We start from the raw sequence: 16,728 nt of genomic DNA, 5'->3' as shown, positions 1-16,728 counted from the left end.
TAATAGGAGGTTATTGTTTATGTTTAAGTTTTTTAAACGAATGAAAACAGTTGTAGGATCAGAATTGAATGCAATGTTAGATAAAGCGGAAGATCCGGTGAAAATGTTAGATCAGTTTATGCGTGAAATGGAATCTGATATTCGTGAAGCAGAAAGTGCTGTTGCAAAGCAAATTGCAAATGAAAAAATGTTAAAACGTAAATATGATGATGCACAGGCAATTGTTGATAAACGACAGGCACAAGCAGAGAAGGCAATTGAAGCAGGAAATGAGGATTTAGCTCGTCGTGCCTTAGAGGATAAAAAAGATCATCAACAACAAGCTGACCTACTTAAAGAATCCTGGGAGAGAGCAAAAGCAGATTCTGATCACCTTCGTACAAAATTAGACGAAATGAAGAGTGAATATCGTGAAATGAAATTGAAGAAGGATACATTGAAGGCTCGTGCTGAATCAGCAAAAACGAGAACAAAGATGAACAGAACGATGTCTTCCATCGGGAATGATGAATCTAAGCAGGGATTTGAACGTATGGAAGAGAAAGTAATGAAGTATGAGGCTGAAGCAGAAACGAGCGAGGATTTGTCCTCTCAAAGTCGTTCGCTTGATGATGAATTTGAGGATTTAGATAAATCAAGTGGAGTGGATGATGAATTAGCTGCTTTAAAAAAGAAGCTAGGAAAAGAATAGTAGAAGTTTTAAAATAGCTGTGATCGCCAATTAGGCGGTCTTAGCTATTGTTTTACTGTCTAATTTTTCATTTTTTCTATAGAAAGGAGGGGTATTTTGAAACGATTTCTGTTTTTATTTTTCTTATCTCTATTATTCCTTTCCGGTTGTAATTCCATTGCAGACCCATTAGGATTTACTGAATCAAGTGATGCTGTGTTAGATACTGTTACAAAGGAAGAGGTTCAAGCCAATATAAAAAATGAAAACTATACTTCCATTGAGGATATGCTAGATGGAAACTTTACATTGGTAGATGTAATTTCGGAGGGGACTAATCAAACCACGAACATATTTGCCACTAGACAATTTACCCTAAACGAACTATCTTCCCTGATTCAAAAAGGTACAAATCCGGATGAGGTCAGTGAAGTTCAGGACAACAAACAAATTTTGATCTACAACGATGAAATTTTAACCTTACAGGTAGATGAAAAGGATCCAGATTTAGTATTAGCCGAGGTAGCTACGAAAGAATTTGTAAGAGAGCATTATTCACCCAATTATTTTAATGGTTTTTTTGCTTTATGGGTTCTTGATGAAGTGTTAGATGTGGATGATTGGGGAAAGAAAAGAGCAAATGCTTGTAAACAAGGAAATTGTTATGGAGGATACTTTAATACTAAAAAGTATCGCTCAGGTGATGTTGGTTCCCTACGCAGTTCATCCTCACGAGGTGGAGGCCTATTTTCTGGGAAATAAAAAGGAGGTTATTTAAATGGAACCATTTCTTTATACGTTTTTGTATTTCATAATTGCCATTTTGATTGTCTTTATTGGTTTGGTTATTTTTGAGTTGGTGACAACGAAATATAAAGATTGGGAGGAAATTGGCAATGATAACAGTGCTATTGGATTGTCAATTGCAGGAAAAATAATCGGGATTTGTATTATTTTATCCTTTGCCATTTATCATAGTATCAACTTATCTGAAACCATTGTCTGGGGCGCTTATGGGGTGCTGCTTCAGTTAGTTGCATATTTTATCTTTGAAGGATTAACGAGAAAGTTTTCAGTTGAAGAAAAATTGAAACAAGGGAATGTTGCAGTAGGTATAGTCTCCTTGGCCGTTTCAATCGGCTTAGCATTTGTCATAGGAGCATCGATTACATAAGGTGTGGTGTAGCAATTGAAAGCAGAAAGTAAAAGTAAAATGATTTATTGGGCATCAGGAATCGTTTCAATTTGTGGCATCATTTTTGAAGTGCTTTTTGGTGCTTTAGGCTCTTATATTTTAGGAGATGGGGTTAAGCAATATACGCTAACCATCTCCTTGTTTTTGACTGGAATGGGAGTTGGAGCTAGCTTAAGTGAGAAGCTAGGGAAAAACCTCATTCTTTCCTTTGTGTGGATTGAATATATGGTAGCTATTATTGGTGGTTTTTCTAGTTTCGCTATGTTTGGTGTTACAGCCTTTCTACCGAGTGGAACGGACTCCCTCTTTTTATATTTAGTTACCTTTTTGGTTGGTGGTTTAACAGGTGTTGAATTACCTGTATTAATTCGAAAAGCTAATGAACTGGGGGTTGCCCTAAATAAAAGTACTGCCAGAGTATTATTTTCTGATTATGCAGGTGGTTTAATCGGTGGTTTACTATTTGTATTTCTTCTCCGTCCAGAACTTGGGATGGTCAAAAGTGCTTTCTTTGTTGGCTGTATCAATTTATTTGTGGCCCTATTTATCTTATGGATGTTTCGAAACGAAATAACTCACTGGTTGAAGCATGGTATTGTTGGTATTTTCATAGCAATTTTACTCATTGGTGGCCTATTTGTTGGTGAGGAGATGGCGTTTTCCTTTGAACAGAAAATGTACCGGGATCCGATAATTTATATGGATGAAAGCCAATACCAAAAAATTGTCATTACAAAAGAACAAGGAGATACAAGGTTATTTCTCGATGGCGGGTTACAATTCAGTTCTACCGATGAATACCGATACCATGAGCTACTCGTACATCCTACTATGTCGCAGGTAGAAAATCATGACCAGATTCTTGTTTTAGGTGGTGGTGATGGACTAGCTGTTCGTGAACTATTGAAATACGATGATATCGGGGACATAACATTGGTTGACCTTGATCCTGCTGTTGTGGATTTAGCTAATCGAAGCCATCATTTACTCGAGCTAAATGAAGGGGCTTTAAAAAATGAAAAGGTAGATGTCATTCACCAGGATGCTTTTGAATTTATGGAAAATACAGACCAACGTTTTGATGTAGTGTTAGTAGATTTGCCAGACCCTAATAATGAAAGCTTAAACAAGCTATATACAAGGGAATTTTACTCATTGGTACGGAATAGACTAAAGCCTACTGGAGCCATGATGGTTCAGGCTACAAGTCCTGTTTTTGCAACAGAAGTGTATTGGACTATTTCAGAAACCATCCAGTCGACAGGCATGAACGTGGAAAACTTTCATGTAGATATTCCGAGCTTTGGCAATTGGGGATTTGTGATGGCAAGTCGTGAACCGATCAAGAAAGAACAACTAGAGGTCAATGTTCAAACGAAATTTTTAACGACAGACATGATTATAGGTCTTTCACAATTTGGCAAGGATGAAGATGGTGAAATCTATGAAAATGGTGAACAAGTCGCACTAAAACCAAATACTCTAATTGACCCTCACCTCATTGAAAAATATGAGGAAGCATGGTTAAACTATTAATAGGGTATTGGTTTTATATAAAATGAAGAAGAAGGAGTGGTAAAAATGAAGGTTTCCTACCATGGACACTCTATCGTCCGAATTGAAACTGGAAACAAGACTATTTTAATCGATCCTTTCATCTCAGGTAATGACCAATGTGATTTACAAGCTGATACCGTAAAAGCAGATGTCATACTACTCACCCATGGACACAATGATCACGTTGGGGATACCGTAGACATTGCCAAACGGAATGATGCTTTAGTGGTTGCCCCAGTAGAACTTGCTAACTACTTAGGTTCAAAAGGCTTGAACACTCATCCAATTAACCTTGGTGGTAGTCACGAGTTTGACTTTGGAAGAGTTAAGCTAACGAAGGCATTCCACAGCTCTAGTTTTACTGAGGAAAATGGTAACATGATTTATACAGGGATGCCTGCTGGTATTCTATTTTATGCTGAAGGAAAAACGCTTTATCATGCTGGGGATACCGGACTATTTTCAGATTTAAAACTTATCGGAGAACGAAATGACATAGATGTTGCCTTTTTACCAATCGGCGACAATTTCACTATGGGACCTGAGGATGCTGCACTAGCAGCAGAGTGGACCCGTGCTAAACAGGTTGTACCCGTTCACTACAACACATTCCCAGTAATTCAACAAGACCCAAATCAATATGTTGAGCTATTACAGCCAGGAATCGGAAAGGTTATGAATCCTGGCGATGAATTTGAACTCTAAAAGAAAAATCCCTTGTCCATCTTACCTGGACAAGGGATTTTTCTTTCTTATCGAGCATAATCATTAGGTAAATACGTTTATAGAGGAGGATTTACGATGGTTGTCAAACAACACGCCCTTTTAAGAATTTTATTTGCCTTTTATTTACTTTACCTTGCGATGCCTTCCGTTGGTGTAGCCACAACATCTTTAGAAACGCTTTTTTGGGGTGCCTGGATTGTCTTCTTCGTGTTTGTCGTAAGTGCAAATGTAGGAATACTTTTAAACCTCAAGCCAAATGTTAGAAAAAGTCAAGATGAAAAAAAGAGGATTTTAGTCAAACAAAATTGAAGCTGAAGTCCCGCGAAGGTATAATATAAATAGAAATGTAAATTGACTTGAAAGTTTGGTGAACCAAAGTGGCGACTAAACATGAACAAATCCTACAACACATTGAATCGTTATCAATTGGAAGTAAAATATCCGTTCGTCGTATCGCCAAGGATTTAAATGTGAGTGAAGGTACGGCATACCGTGCAATTAAAGAAGCAGAAAACATTGGCTATGTAAGTACAATTGAACGGGTAGGAACGATTCGAATTGAAACAAAGAAAAAAGAAAACTTTGAACAATTAACCTTTGCGGAAATCATTAATATTGTCGATGGACAAGTTTTAGGCGGACGCGAGGGCCTGTATAAGACCCTTAATAAGTTTGTAATCGGTGCCATGAAGTTAGAAGCAATGATGCGTTACACTGAAGCAGATTCTCTTTTAATTGTTGGTAACCGAATTAAGGCTCAGGAGCTTGCCTTAAAGGCGGGGGCGGCCGTATTAATAACGGGTGGATTTGATACCGATGATCATGTAAAAGAGCTAGCAAATGAGAAGGAACTACCCATTATCTCGACTTCCTATGATACCTTTACAGTAGCTACGATGATTAACAGAGCTATCTATGATCAGTTGATTAAGAAAGAGATTATTATTGTGGATGATATTTATACACCACTAGAAAAGACATATTTTCTAAGATTCAATGATTCAGTTGAAAAATGGTATGAACTAAACTCGATTACTGCTCATAGTAGATATCCAGTTGTAGATGAAGAGCAGAGAGTCGTAGGAGTTGTGACCTCAAAAGACGTCATTGGGAAGGATAAACAAGTTCCAATTCATAAAGTCATGACAAGAAACCCAATGTCGGTTCAGGCTAAAACCTCTTTAGCTAATGCTGCTCATACGATGGTATGGGAAGGAATTGAGTTATTGCCTGTAGTAAATACTCAAGGGCAATTTAAAGGGGTTATTACTCGGCAGGATGTAATTAAAGGACTTCAGCAACTACAAAGACAGCCACAAATTGGGGAAACCATAGATGACCTAGTCACCAATCAGATGGAGCTGTTAGAGGATGGTACGGAATCCACTTACTTTTCTGAGGTGACACCACAAATGACGAACCACCTCGGGACACTTTCTTATGGGGTTTTCACTTCATTTGTGACAGAGGCCAGTGCAAGAATGCTCAGGCATTATAAAAAAGGTGATTTAGTGGTTGAAAATTTATCGATTTATTACATGAAGCCCGTACAGTTAGGAAGTATGTTGGAAATAAAACCCCATCCACTGGAGATTGGTCGTAAATTTACCAAGATTGATGTAGAAATATACTCTAGTGATGTTCTAATGGGGAAAGCTCTCCTTATGGCACAATTCATCGATCGATAGAGTAGGCTAAACTAAAAAAGAAATCTCTCATTTTGTTGAGAGATTTCTACTTTAAATTTAGGTTGTCTGTGCTAAAATTTCTTGACGAAAATGCTTAAATAATTTATAGCCATATTGGGCTTGAATAAAGCCGAAGAATAAAAAGATAATCCCAATAAATAAGGAAAGTTGAGTCTCATAAAATAAGTATTGGTTAATTCCAAAGAAAATAATTAGCAGCCCTAATGAGATTCTTGCCTTTGCATTGGTGTAACGCATCATAAGGGTATCCTTTAAGCTCAATATTTTCACCTTGAAAAAGACATACATAACTAAGGAAATTACTATAACCATGGGAAAGATAAACATATATCCATCGCTCCTAACATCATCATTCATATCTATTTTATACCATCAGAAATGATAAGTCGAGTTGGCAAGGTGTGAACAAATTGTGTTCGTTAATGCTCCTCGCTACATCTCCTAATAATTGGCCCTAATAGCTTTGCTTTTCTAGAACCCCTTTATGTGCTAAGGTTATGGATAAATATAGTAAAAAGTGAGGCGTGTAACCGTTGACTAAAAAAGAAATACTATCCGCTATTAAACAATACGATACGATTATCCTACATAGACATGTAAGGCCAGATCCAGATGCCTATGGTTCCCAAGTGGGATTAGCAAAATTAATAGAAGCGTCATTCCCAAAAAAGAAAGTATTTGTAACAGGACAAGAGGATCCCTCGCTGCGCTTTTTGGCTCCTCTTGACGAAATTGCTGATGAGACCTATCAGGATGCTCTTGTTATCGTTTGTGATACTGCTAATCAGGAGCGAATTTGTGACCAACGCTATTCTATGGGGGAAAAACTGATAAAAATTGATCATCACCCAAATGTAGATCCTTATGGTGACCTGGCATGGGTAGATACGGGTGCATCATCTGTCAGTGAAATGATTTATGAATTGTTTCTAGATGGTAAGGAAGATGGTTTAAAACTAACTACTGAAGCAGCTCGTCTTATATATGCTGGAATTGTTGGGGATACGGGACGCTTTTTATTCCCGAGTGCAACAGCCAAAACCTTTCAATATGCCTCAGAACTAGTTAAATATCCTTTTGATCGTAAAGAGCTGTACGATCAGCTTTATAACACGAAACATCACATTGCCAAGCTAAAAGGGTATATCTTGCAAAACTTCACCGTTTCTAAGAATGGATTGAGCACGGTGAATATTACGAGGGAAACATTAGAACAGTATGGACTTGAGGCTTCAGAGACATCACAGTTAGTTGGATTATTAGGTGATATTGAAGGAATTATTGCTTGGGTATTTTTCATAGAAGAACCAGATAATATTCGGGTAAGATTACGGTCTAAAGGCCCTGTAATCAACGAGATTGCAGCCAAATACAATGGTGGGGGACATCCAATGGCTTCAGGTGCTTCAGTATACTCTTGGGAGGAGACAGAGGCAGTCATTCGAGATTTAGAGGAAGTTTGCGAGCAATATCAAATTGAAAAAAGGTAACATAAAAGTCTGGTCTGTTGCCAGACTTTTAGAGTTAAAGAAAAGGGATTAACTGTTAGGTATGAACCAGCATCCTAGTTCTGTGTGGTCGAGGAAGACGTCGAGTTCGTGTCTGGAGATATTGCGTTTTAGTAGACGGATGAGGTCTTCATTTTCAGCAAAGGCGGAGTATCCATTTAAAAGCTGCTTTGTTTTTTCCTCAACCAGCATTTTTCTGCTTAATACTAGCATTATACTCACCCTTTCATCTTTAAAAATTTGGATAATATAAGGAAACATGGCTATTCGCTATCCCCTTTGGCATAACGGTAGCCAGGTCCTCTTTATTATTATATTACCCGAAACTTGTTCATTATAATTACAATTGCAAGTTTTTTCAAAAAAAGTTCATTTTTACTATGTGCTAGAAACCTCTAATTCAATCGTTAAAAATAGGGTACTATTGATCACCCAAAGCTTTTTTATGGTTGCATCATAGCTGAAATCCTCTACTCGATACGATTTATTCTCGATTGCGGCTTCTAAAAGGTCCTGATTTTCATAAAGGGACTCAATATCCCTTCCTTTAAGAGAATTAAGCTCTGACTTCATTTGTTCTTTCAAGTCGTGTTGCATAAATCTGTCCAGTTTTAATTTATCAGGATTCTCGATTTCAATTTGAATTTCCTGCAGTGTTAAATTTTGCTGGCTTTGTTTCGTTAAATCTTCATTATCCTTGGAAATATTCTCAATATCATTTTCTAACTCTTCAATTTGGTCACGTAATTGAATGTTTTCTTCAATCCATGCTTCTGTCATTTCCCCATAAAAATAAAGAAAGATAAGATACGAGATTATGGCTCCTATAATGACTCCGACAAAAAAATATTGAAAGCCTCTTCTCTTATAATATGGCGGAATATGCATTATGTGACATCCTCCTGAACAAACCATTCAATTAATACAATCGCTGTTTGAACACCAACCATTGCTGAAACAATATATGAAACTTGTCTAACCAAATCGATAGTAGAGCCTTCGAGGAGTCCCTTTTGCAGATTTTCAAACGCATCAAAACTACCACCAATAGCCGCTACAATAGCCCAAATACGCAAACTTTTGGCTAAACGTGTTACCATGGTTAATGGGGGCTCGCCAATGAGAAAGGCACCAATACTACCTATGAAGGAGCCGCCAGCAAGTACTCCAAAGGCAATAAAATAGCATTGTATTAATGTAGGTATAAATCGTTCTTCCACCTTTATCATCCTCATCAAGGTTATTTTGTTCAAGGCTGTCCTAGTTTAAGACACCCTAGCCTATGCCTAGTTGGTAAGGCGCTTCAAGACATACTTATACAACCATTTTATGGACGAACCTTCAGTTGTATGATATGGATTTAACGGTTTATTCTAATAAGCTATAATGAAACAATAATAGATAAATAAAGGTGTGAGATGCTATGGATTTTGTCCATTTAGAGGTACATAGTGGGTTTAGCTTTATGGAAAGTACACTTACCATAAATAAAATAGTGAAAGGTGCTAAAAGTAAAGGTTTCTCCGCTATTGCTTTAACAGATAATCATGTCTTGCACGGTGCTATACAATTTTATAATGCCTGTCATCAAGCAGGGATTAAACCAATTATTGGAATGAAAACATCCATCATGGTAGAAGATACTCAAACACAATACCAAGTGATTCTTCTAGCCCAAAACTATGATGGATATAAACAGTTAATTAAGCTTTCATCCATCATTTCACAGAATGATCAATCATACATATCACTTACTGATTTTATTCCGTATAGTCAGCATTTAAATGTAATCTTACCAATACATCAATCAAGTCTCTATTTCTATTTCATGGGTAACCAGGTAAATGAGGCGAGGTCAATTGTTAGTCTCTTTACTAGTCAATTACCAAAAGGGCAATTTTATCTTGGAATCAAGGCCTACCGAAATCGTGAAGAATTTCAAGTTATTCAATTGATGAAAAGGTTTTGTGAAGAATTTGGATTTGAGCCGGTTGCCATCCAAGATGTACGCTATGGAAATGAATCGGACTATCTTGCCTTTGATTGTTTACAGGCAATGAAGGAAGGGAAACGTTGGTCTCTTCAAAAGGATATGACCAATAGTAAAGGATTTCAAATGTCATCCGCAGAAGATATGAGTAAGGCTTTTCAAGAAGAATGGCCAGAGGTACTGCGCAATACATTGAAAATAGCCAATCAATCTGATGTGAAGCTTCCGTTTGGAAAGCTTATGTTACCAACTTTTCCCAGCCAGGACGGCTTAACATCTGAACAGCTTTTACGCAAACTTTGCTTTGATAGCTTGAAGTCAAAGTATGAGGAGCAGAATGAACGGGCTCGAAAACGGTTAAACCACGAATTAAACGTCATTCAGCAGATGAACTTTAGTGATTACTTTTTGATTGTTTGGGACTTTATGAGATTTGCCCGTGAGCAGGAGATTTTAACAGGTCCAGGAAGAGGATCGGCAGCGGGATCAATTGTGGCCTATTTACTAGATATAACAGAGGTTGATCCCATTCGTTATGATCTTTTATTTGAAAGGTTTCTAAATCCCGAGAGAATGAACATGCCTGATATTGATATTGATTTTTCCGATCACCGACGTGACGAGGTGATCGAGTATGTGCACGCGAAGTATGGACATGATCGTGTTGCTCAAATTATTACGTTCGGTACATTCGGTACCCGTTCACTATTAAGGGAATTAATCAAAACAATGGGAATTGATGATCAGGATGCCAAGTTCCTATTACGCAGTATCCCGCAGCAACCATCCTCGATTTCAGTGGCATTGCAGGATTCACCAGAATTAACGAAGTATGTCCAACAATCTGAGAAGCTTAAAATGCTTTTTAAAATAGCAGTGAAATTAGAGGGACTACCTAGGCATCACTCAACACATGCTGCAGGGGTTGTCCTGAGTGAAACACCTCTGAACGAGATTATTCCGGTATTAAAAGGACAGCGGGAAATTTCATTAACTCAATATCCTATGGCAGATCTAGAGCAAATTGGTCTCTTAAAAATGGACTTTTTAGGGTTACGAAACCTTTCTCTAATGGAGCAAATCCTTCGACGTATTCAGTATTCTCACTCGAAGACCTTTTCCTTTGAGCAGATACCCTTTACTGATGAGCAAACGTTTCATCTATTACAAGCAGGATATACAACAGGTGTCTTCCAGTTAGAGTCTGCTGGTATGAAAAAGGTTTTGAAGGATCTTAAACCGACACAATTTGAGGATGTAGTGGCGGTTAATGCTCTCTTTCGTCCAGGGCCAATGGAGTTTATCCCTAACTATATAGATCGTAAGCATGGACGAGAAAAAGTAAGTTACCCGCATCAAGATTTAAAGCCGATTCTAGAAAAAACCTATGGTGTCCTTGTATATCAGGAGCAAATCATGCAAATTGCAAACCAATTTGCAGGCTATTCATTAGGTGAGGCCGATTTGTTAAGAAGAGCTGTCAGTAAAAAGAAAAAAGAAGTACTAGAGGCAGAAAAAGAAAAGTTTATTTCAGGTTGTCTTAAAAAGGGATACCCTCAAGATGTAGCCAATGAAATTTACGATTGGATTGTGGCTTTTGCTAATTATGGCTTTAATCGTAGCCACGCTGTCGCCTATAGTATGGTTTCGTATCGTTTAGCATATTTAAAGGCACACTATCCGTCATATTTCTTCGCTGCTCTACTCAGTTCGGTATCATATGACCAAGATAAGGTAAAACAGTATAGTAGGGAAACGAAAAATTTCTCTCTAAAAATTTTATCTCCTTCGATAAATCAAAGTCATGGAGTCTTTACAGTTGAAGGACAGAATTCTATTCGAATGGCTTTGTCTGTAATCAAAGGAGTTGGAAAACAGGCTATTGATGCCATTTTAGAAGCTAGAAAGAAGGGGCCTTTTCGTTCCTTGTTCGATTTTTGCCAGCGTATCCCACTAAAGGTTGTGAATCGAACTGTCATTGAATCCTTAATTTTAGCCGGTGCCTTTGATGAAACAGGTAAGCATCGTGCTACATTATTAGCCTCTATTGACCAAGCAATCGAGCAGGGGGAGTTGTTTGGTGGGATTGATGACCAGGAAAGCTTCTTTAGTGGAGAGCTGTTTCTTGAATCAAGCTATACTGAGACAGAGCCTTTTCCATTACTTAAAGTGCTTTCCTTTGAAAAGGAAGTGTTAGGCATGTATGTATCCAGCCATCCATTATCCACATTTCGGGATAAACTAAGAAAAAATGGCTACCTTCCTATCCGTCAATTAAAAGTAAACCAGGTTGGCAAAAAAGTTAAAGGCGTTGTTGCGATTCAGTCTGTTAAAGTTATCCGGACAAAAAGAGGAGATCAAATGGCCTTTGTAACTCTGGGGGATGAAACGGATGAAATGGAAGGAGTTATTTTTCCTAACCTGTACAGGGACATCAATCGGTGGCTTGATGAGGAAATTTTAATATACCTTGAAGGAAAAATTGAAATGCGTAATGAACGACTACAATGGAATATCCAGCATGCTCAACTCTTTGAACCGGATCAATTCAAAACAGAAGAAGTGAAAAGGCGTATGTATATTCAATTCTTGGATAAAAATGAACGGCAACAGCTTCAATTTTTACAACAAGTGGCTACAGAATATCCAGGAAATGTTCCGGTAATTGTTCATTCGAATCGAAAACATGAGACCTATCAATTAACAAGTCAATATAACGTTAATCCAAACCATGAATGTATGAAAAAGCTTAAGAATTATTTTGGGAATGATTTTGTAGTTTTAAAACAATAGATCTTATTTTGACTAAAAATATATAAACTGTGACGTATTACCGGGCGCTGTGGTTCTTTTGCATTGACACTAATACACGCGTAAAGAAATATTCATGACGTACTAGGTAAAAAGAGTGAAATATGCGTTACAGGGTTACTAATGACAAACGAATTATCAGCGGAAACAGAAAAAGGGCGTCATGAACCCCTCATGACACCCGTTTTTAGCTCTTTGCTGTTCTTTCGGACGTCATGAACCCCTCATGACACTCGCTTTTGGCTCATTATTGTTTTTTCGGGTGTCACGACTCACTCATGACTACCGAAAAATTCTGCTGAAACGATAAGCATGAATCGGCATCTGAACGACTTGGTGAGTCTTAAAGTTATTTTACTACGTTGCATTTTCTATCTAATCCGAAGCATAAAAGGCAATGACGTTTACAAAACAACCTTATAAAAAGTAACATACACTAACAAACGCCAATCAAAAATTTGCTGCTTTGTGCCCTGAAGAAAGTGGTAAGAGGTGTAATTCTATACTTTACACCCATTAGGCATTTGTTATAATGAAGAGTAGTCTAGTAGTGGTCTGACCATTTTGGAATTATAGAATTATCACTATAACCATATAAAGGAGCGATTGTTTGTGAGGAATTCTAAAGAAGAAGCATTACATATGCACCGAGTCAATCAGGGGAAGCTGGCTACATACTCGAAAGTTCCAATTAAAAATGCACGTGATTTGAGTTTGGCTTATTCACCTTGGGTAGCTGAACCATGTAAGTCTATTTACGATAAAAAAGAAGATGTATATGAATATACAATGAAAGGGAATATGGTTGCCGTTGTTAGCGATGGATCAGCTGTATTAGGACTTGGAAACATTGGTCCTGAGGCAGCACTTCCTGTAATGGAAGGGAAGGCTGCTCTATTCAAAAGCTTTGCTGGTGTGGATTCATTTCCGATTTGTTTAGATACACATGATGTTGATCAAATTGTACAAATCGTCAAGCTTATGGAACCTACGTTTGGTGGAGTGAATCTAGAGGATATTGCAGCACCAAATTGTTTCATTATCGAAGAGCGATTAAAAAAAGAGACAAGCATTCCTATTTTTCATGACGACCAACATGGAACAGCAATTGTAACTGTAGCTGGATTGATTAATGCCTTAAAGCTTGTGAATAAATCCTTTTCTAACATAAAAGTTGTGGCTAATGGTGCAGGGGCAGCTGGGATTGCTATTATAAAACTTCTATACCATTTTGGTGTAAGAGATATTATCATGTGTGATTCTAAGGGTGCCATTTTTGAGGGTCGCTCCTATGGTATGAATGAAGTGAAGGATGAAGTTGCAAAGATAACCAATAAAGACAAGATAGAAGGTTCACTTGAAGAGGTTATTCAAGATGCAGATGTTTTTGTTGGCGTTTCTGTTGGAGGTCTTTTATCTAAGGAAATGGTACAGAGTATGAATGATGATGCGATTATTTTCGCTATGGCAAACCCTGATCCTGAAATTATGCCGGAGGATGCAAAAGAAGCAGGCGCGAAGGTGATTGGGACAGGCCGTTCAGACTTCCCAAACCAGGTGAATAATGTTCTAGCTTTCCCAGGAATTTTTAGAGGTGCACTTGATATTAGAGCAACACGCATAAATGAGCGTATGAAAATTGCGGCAGCTGAAGCGATTGCAAACCTGATTAGTGAAGAGGAATTAAATGAGGATTATGTTATTCCAGCACCATTCGATTCCCGTGTGGCTCCAGCCGTTGCTGCAAGTGTTGCGAAGGCAGGTATGGAATCTGGAGTGGCTCGTATTAATAGAGACCCAGAAGAAGTAGCCGAAAAAACACGGAAATTAACCTTAATTGATGAAGAATAATGTGCTACCGTTCGTGGAGGGAATGCCTAAGTGTCAAACCAAGAAAAAGCGAAAGTCTATCAGGAAGTACTAGAGCAAATCCGTCAATTTATAGACGAGAATAAATTATCACCAGGAGATCGTTTACCATCAGAACGGTACTTATCCGAAACGTTGAATGCAGGTCGTTCTTCAGTACGAGAAGCGTTAAGGGCTATTGAACTTTTAGGTATTATTGAAACGAAGCATGGTGAAGGGACATTTTTAAAGGAATATCGACCTTTTAATACGGTTTCGTTACTGTCTACCTTTATTTTGCATGAATCCAAAACGAAGGAAGAGCTACTTCAGGTGAAAATGTTGCTTGAACAATCGGCAGCAAGATTGGCTATGGAATGCTTAAAAGAGGACGATTGTAAAGCATTGTTAGAAATCACTCGGGAAAACCGAACGATGAACGAACGTCATTTTTACTTTTTTTATTATTTACTTAAAATGAGTGGCAATCAATTGTTTCTTAAAATATGGCAACTAGTTGAAGAATTCACACGTACGGTCCACAACATAGACTATGACAAATCCATGTATGAGAATCTGATTATGGCTTTAAAAAACAAAAAGCAAAAAGATACCGAGAAAATCATTCTGCAATTATATAAATTATAAAGAAATTGTCGTTTAGAAAAAGACAAGCTTTTACAAATTTCACAACATGTATTGATTATGATGATATAGATTAGACAAGTATTAATACAAAACCAATGCTCCAGGTGGGCCGATAACGATGTGAACAAATGCATCTATTGACTACCGGACCTTCCGCTTTTCTTTTTTAATAAAGGAGGAATTCACTTGCTAAAGGATTTTTTCAGCAAGAAGAGGAAATATGCCACAATACCTAGAGAAGAAGCGAAACAAGATATTCCAGAAGGATTAATGAAAAAGTGTCCTCAATGCAAACAAATATTTTATCGTAAAGAGCTAAATAACCAGCTGCAGGTATGTCCGAATTGTGACCATCATCACCAAATGTCGGCCTGGGAACGAATTCATATGCTATTTGAGGAGAATTCCTTTGTTGAGTGGGATCGCGACATGATTTCCGAAAACCCACTTGAGTTTCCTGACTATGTAGAGAAACTGGAGAAGGACCGACAGAAATCAGGCTTAAATGAAGCGGTGGTAACTGGTAAAGGAATCATAGACCAATATGAAACAGCATTCGCCGTAATGGATGCTCGATACCGAATGGGGAGTATGGGTTCTGTTGTTGGCGAAAAAATAGCCAGAGCTATTGAAAATGCCAGAGAAGAGAACTTACCCTTTATTATTTTTACGGCTTCTGGTGGAGCGAGAATGCAGGAGGGTGTTCTCAGTTTGATGCAGATGACAAAAACGTCAGTAGCCATTGAACGATTTAGCCGTGCTGGTGGACTCATGATTTCCGTGATGACCCACCCAACCACAGGTGGAGTCTCTGCTAGCTTTGCATCACTTGGAGATTATAATTTTGCAGAACCAGGCGCTTTAATAGGCTTTGCCGGAAGACGGATTATTGAGCAAACCATACGTGAAAAATTACCAGATGATTTCCAAACAGCTGAGTTTTTAATGAAACACGGTCATTTGGATAAGGTGATTCATCGCCATGACATGAAAAGAACTTTAAGCATACTATTAGAAATTCACCAGCCGGGAGGTGAGTCCTAATGAAAGATCAAGTACTCCCATTTGAAAAGCCTGTAATCGAATTAAAAAGTAAAATTGCCGAGCTAAAGAAATTTACAAGTGAAAGTGATATCGATTTAACCTCCGAAATTAAAAAGCTTGAAGACCGTTTGGAAAAGTTAGAATCAGAGGTTTATGGGAATATGCAACCATGGGATCGAGTGCAAATGGCTCGTCATTCTAATCGACCGACTACACTCGATTATATTAACGAAATTTTTGAGGATTTTGTAGAATTACATGGTGACCGTTTATATGGAGATGATGAAGCAATCGTTGCGGGTGTTGCTAAGTACAATGGAACACCTGTAACGGTTATTGGGCATCAAAGAGGGAAGGATACGAAGGAGAATATTCGCCGCAATTTTGGTATGCCACATCCTGAAGGCTATCGTAAAGCACTACGATTAATGAAACAAGCGAATAAATTTAACCGTCCGATCATTTGTTTTATTGACACTAAAGGTGCCTACCCTGGCAAAGCAGCAGAAGAGCGCGGTCAAAGTGAAGCTATTGCTCGTAATCTTAAAGAAATGGCCGGATTAACCGTACCCATCATTTGCATTGTGATTGGGGAAGGAGGAAGTGGTGGAGCCTTAGCGTTAGGTGTGGGTGACCATATTTATATGCTTGAAAATTCCACTTACTCTGTGATTTCTCCTGAAGGGGCAGCTGCATTACTTTGGAAAGATTCCAATTTAGCACAAAGGGCTGCGGAATCAATGAAAATCACTTCATATGATTTAAATGAATTAGGAATTATAGACGGCATTATTCCTGAAATCAGAGGTGGAGCTCATCGTAATGTAGCTGAACAAGCGAATAATATTTATGAGACTTTACAAAAATCCCTTCAGAAGCTGACATCTTATTCAAAGGACGAATTATTAGAGCAACGTTGGGAAAAATATAAAAAGATAGGTGCTTATACGACACTCTAAGCATTAGAAAACGTGCAATCATGGGATTGCACGCTCTTTTTTTCTAATTCAAATCAGCAAATT

The 16,728-nt window shown here is 38.0% G+C and carries 17 protein-coding genes; 13 read left to right on the top strand and 4 right to left on the bottom strand.

Going from position 1 to position 16,728, the window contains the following annotated elements; translation table 11 throughout:
- Positions 1-19 precede the first annotated feature (19 nt).
- The 7 genes from GH754_RS15460 (at position 20) to GH754_RS15430 (ending at position 5,836) form a co-directional block, all read left to right on the top strand.
- Positions 20-691 carry a PspA/IM30 family protein gene (locus GH754_RS15460; protein WP_153729590.1) on the top strand — a complete coding sequence of 224 codons (672 nt, stop codon included), beginning with the start codon at positions 20-22 and terminating at the stop codon, positions 689-691.
- A 96-nt stretch (positions 692-787) separates the two neighbouring features.
- On the top strand, positions 788-1,432 hold the full coding sequence (locus tag GH754_RS15455; RefSeq protein ID WP_153729589.1) for a DUF4247 domain-containing protein: 645 nt from the start codon (positions 788-790) through the stop codon (positions 1,430-1,432).
- A gap of 16 nt (positions 1,433-1,448) precedes the next feature.
- On the top strand, positions 1,449-1,844 hold the full coding sequence (locus GH754_RS15450) for a DUF350 domain-containing protein (protein WP_153729588.1): 396 nt from the start codon (positions 1,449-1,451) through the stop codon (positions 1,842-1,844).
- Between the two features lie 39 nt (positions 1,845-1,883).
- Entirely contained in the window at positions 1,884-3,401 is a 1,518-nt protein-coding gene (locus GH754_RS15445; protein ID WP_153729648.1) for a polyamine aminopropyltransferase, read from the top strand.
- Between the two features lie 45 nt (positions 3,402-3,446).
- Entirely contained in the window at positions 3,447-4,127 is a 681-nt protein-coding gene (locus GH754_RS15440; RefSeq protein WP_153729587.1) for a metal-dependent hydrolase, read from the top strand.
- Between the two features lie 96 nt (positions 4,128-4,223).
- Positions 4,224-4,457, top strand: a complete 234-nt coding sequence (locus GH754_RS15435) for a hypothetical protein (RefSeq protein ID WP_153729586.1) — start codon at positions 4,224-4,226, stop codon at positions 4,455-4,457.
- 68 nt (positions 4,458-4,525) lie between these two features.
- The gene (locus GH754_RS15430; RefSeq protein WP_323742058.1) at positions 4,526-5,836 is read left to right on the top strand and encodes a DRTGG domain-containing protein; all 1,311 of its coding nucleotides are present in this window, start codon (positions 4,526-4,528) and stop codon (positions 5,834-5,836) included.
- 57 nt (positions 5,837-5,893) lie between these two features.
- On the opposite strand, the gene GH754_RS15425 is transcribed toward GH754_RS15430, so the two are convergent.
- Positions 5,894-6,184 carry a YtpI family protein gene (locus GH754_RS15425; protein WP_153729585.1) on the bottom strand — a complete coding sequence of 97 codons (291 nt, stop codon included), beginning with the start codon at positions 6,182-6,184 and terminating at the stop codon, positions 5,894-5,896.
- Positions 6,185-6,390: 206 nt separating this feature from the next.
- On the opposite strand from GH754_RS15425, the gene GH754_RS15420 reads away from it, so the two are divergent.
- On the top strand, positions 6,391-7,347 hold the full coding sequence (locus tag GH754_RS15420; protein ID WP_153729584.1) for a DHH family phosphoesterase: 957 nt from the start codon (positions 6,391-6,393) through the stop codon (positions 7,345-7,347).
- 48 nt (positions 7,348-7,395) lie between these two features.
- Here the strand turns inward: GH754_RS15420 and GH754_RS15415 are convergent, their stop codons facing one another.
- The 3 genes from GH754_RS15415 to GH754_RS15405 form a co-directional block, all read right to left on the bottom strand.
- Complete coding sequence (locus tag GH754_RS15415; protein ID WP_153729583.1) at positions 7,396-7,578, bottom strand: hypothetical protein; 183 nt, start codon at positions 7,576-7,578, stop codon at positions 7,396-7,398.
- Positions 7,579-7,743: 165 nt separating this feature from the next.
- Positions 7,744-8,253 carry a sporulation membrane protein YtrI gene (gene ytrI, locus GH754_RS15410; protein ID WP_153729582.1) on the bottom strand — a complete coding sequence of 170 codons (510 nt, stop codon included), beginning with the start codon at positions 8,251-8,253 and terminating at the stop codon, positions 7,744-7,746.
- Positions 8,253-8,585, bottom strand: a complete 333-nt coding sequence (locus GH754_RS15405) for a YtrH family sporulation protein (protein WP_323742057.1) — start codon at positions 8,583-8,585, stop codon at positions 8,253-8,255. The genes ytrI and GH754_RS15405 overlap by 1 nt, the downstream gene beginning before the upstream one ends.
- 203 nt (positions 8,586-8,788) lie before the next feature.
- Here GH754_RS15405 and dnaE point away from each other — a divergent pair, with 203 nt between their 5' ends.
- From dnaE to accA, 5 genes are all read left to right on the top strand, one after another.
- Positions 8,789-12,148: a DNA polymerase III subunit alpha gene (gene dnaE, locus GH754_RS15400; protein WP_153729580.1), complete on the top strand. Its 3,360-nt coding sequence runs from the start codon at positions 8,789-8,791 to the stop codon at positions 12,146-12,148.
- A 660-nt stretch (positions 12,149-12,808) separates the two neighbouring features.
- Positions 12,809-14,017: an NAD(P)-dependent malic enzyme gene (locus GH754_RS15395; RefSeq protein WP_153729647.1), complete on the top strand. Its 1,209-nt coding sequence runs from the start codon at positions 12,809-12,811 to the stop codon at positions 14,015-14,017.
- Between the two features lie 30 nt (positions 14,018-14,047).
- Positions 14,048-14,662, top strand: a complete 615-nt coding sequence (locus tag GH754_RS15390) for a FadR/GntR family transcriptional regulator (protein ID WP_153729579.1) — start codon at positions 14,048-14,050, stop codon at positions 14,660-14,662.
- Between the two features lie 186 nt (positions 14,663-14,848).
- Positions 14,849-15,706 carry an acetyl-CoA carboxylase, carboxyltransferase subunit beta gene (gene accD, locus GH754_RS15385; RefSeq protein WP_153729578.1) on the top strand — a complete coding sequence of 286 codons (858 nt, stop codon included), beginning with the start codon at positions 14,849-14,851 and terminating at the stop codon, positions 15,704-15,706.
- Positions 15,706-16,665, top strand: coding sequence for an acetyl-CoA carboxylase carboxyl transferase subunit alpha (accA, locus tag GH754_RS15380; RefSeq protein WP_153729577.1), 960 nt, complete (start codon positions 15,706-15,708; stop codon positions 16,663-16,665). Before accD ends, accA begins: the two co-directional genes overlap by 1 nt.
- Positions 16,666-16,728: the final 63 nt, after the last annotated feature.

The organism is Salinibacillus xinjiangensis (genome assembly GCF_009649735.1).
GTDB classification, from domain to species: Bacteria; Bacillota; Bacilli; order Bacillales; family Alkalibacillaceae; genus Salinibacillus; species Salinibacillus xinjiangensis.
Note: the sequence above shows the minus strand (reverse complement) of the source record. Positions and strands in the feature narration are given on the sequence as shown.

Coding starts and splice junctions, on each gene's coding strand:
- GH754_RS15415 (WP_153729583.1), bottom strand. CDS start 7,578: ATGCTAGTATTAAGCAGAAAAATGCTGGTTGAGGAAAAAACAAAGCAG.
- dnaE (WP_153729580.1), top strand. CDS start 8,789: ATGGATTTTGTCCATTTAGAGGTACATAGTGGGTTTAGCTTTATGGAA.
- GH754_RS15460 (WP_153729590.1), top strand. CDS start 20: ATGTTTAAGTTTTTTAAACGAATGAAAACAGTTGTAGGATCAGAATTG.
- GH754_RS15395 (WP_153729647.1), top strand. CDS start 12,809: ATGCACCGAGTCAATCAGGGGAAGCTGGCTACATACTCGAAAGTTCCA.
- GH754_RS15425 (WP_153729585.1), bottom strand. CDS start 6,184: ATGTTTATCTTTCCCATGGTTATAGTAATTTCCTTAGTTATGTATGTC.
- ytrI (WP_153729582.1), bottom strand. CDS start 8,253: ATGCATATTCCGCCATATTATAAGAGAAGAGGCTTTCAATATTTTTTT.
- accA (WP_153729577.1), top strand. CDS start 15,706: ATGAAAGATCAAGTACTCCCATTTGAAAAGCCTGTAATCGAATTAAAA.
- GH754_RS15450 (WP_153729588.1), top strand. CDS start 1,449: ATGGAACCATTTCTTTATACGTTTTTGTATTTCATAATTGCCATTTTG.
- GH754_RS15440 (WP_153729587.1), top strand. CDS start 3,447: ATGAAGGTTTCCTACCATGGACACTCTATCGTCCGAATTGAAACTGGA.
- GH754_RS15435 (WP_153729586.1), top strand. CDS start 4,224: ATGGTTGTCAAACAACACGCCCTTTTAAGAATTTTATTTGCCTTTTAT.
- GH754_RS15445 (WP_153729648.1), top strand. CDS start 1,884: ATGATTTATTGGGCATCAGGAATCGTTTCAATTTGTGGCATCATTTTT.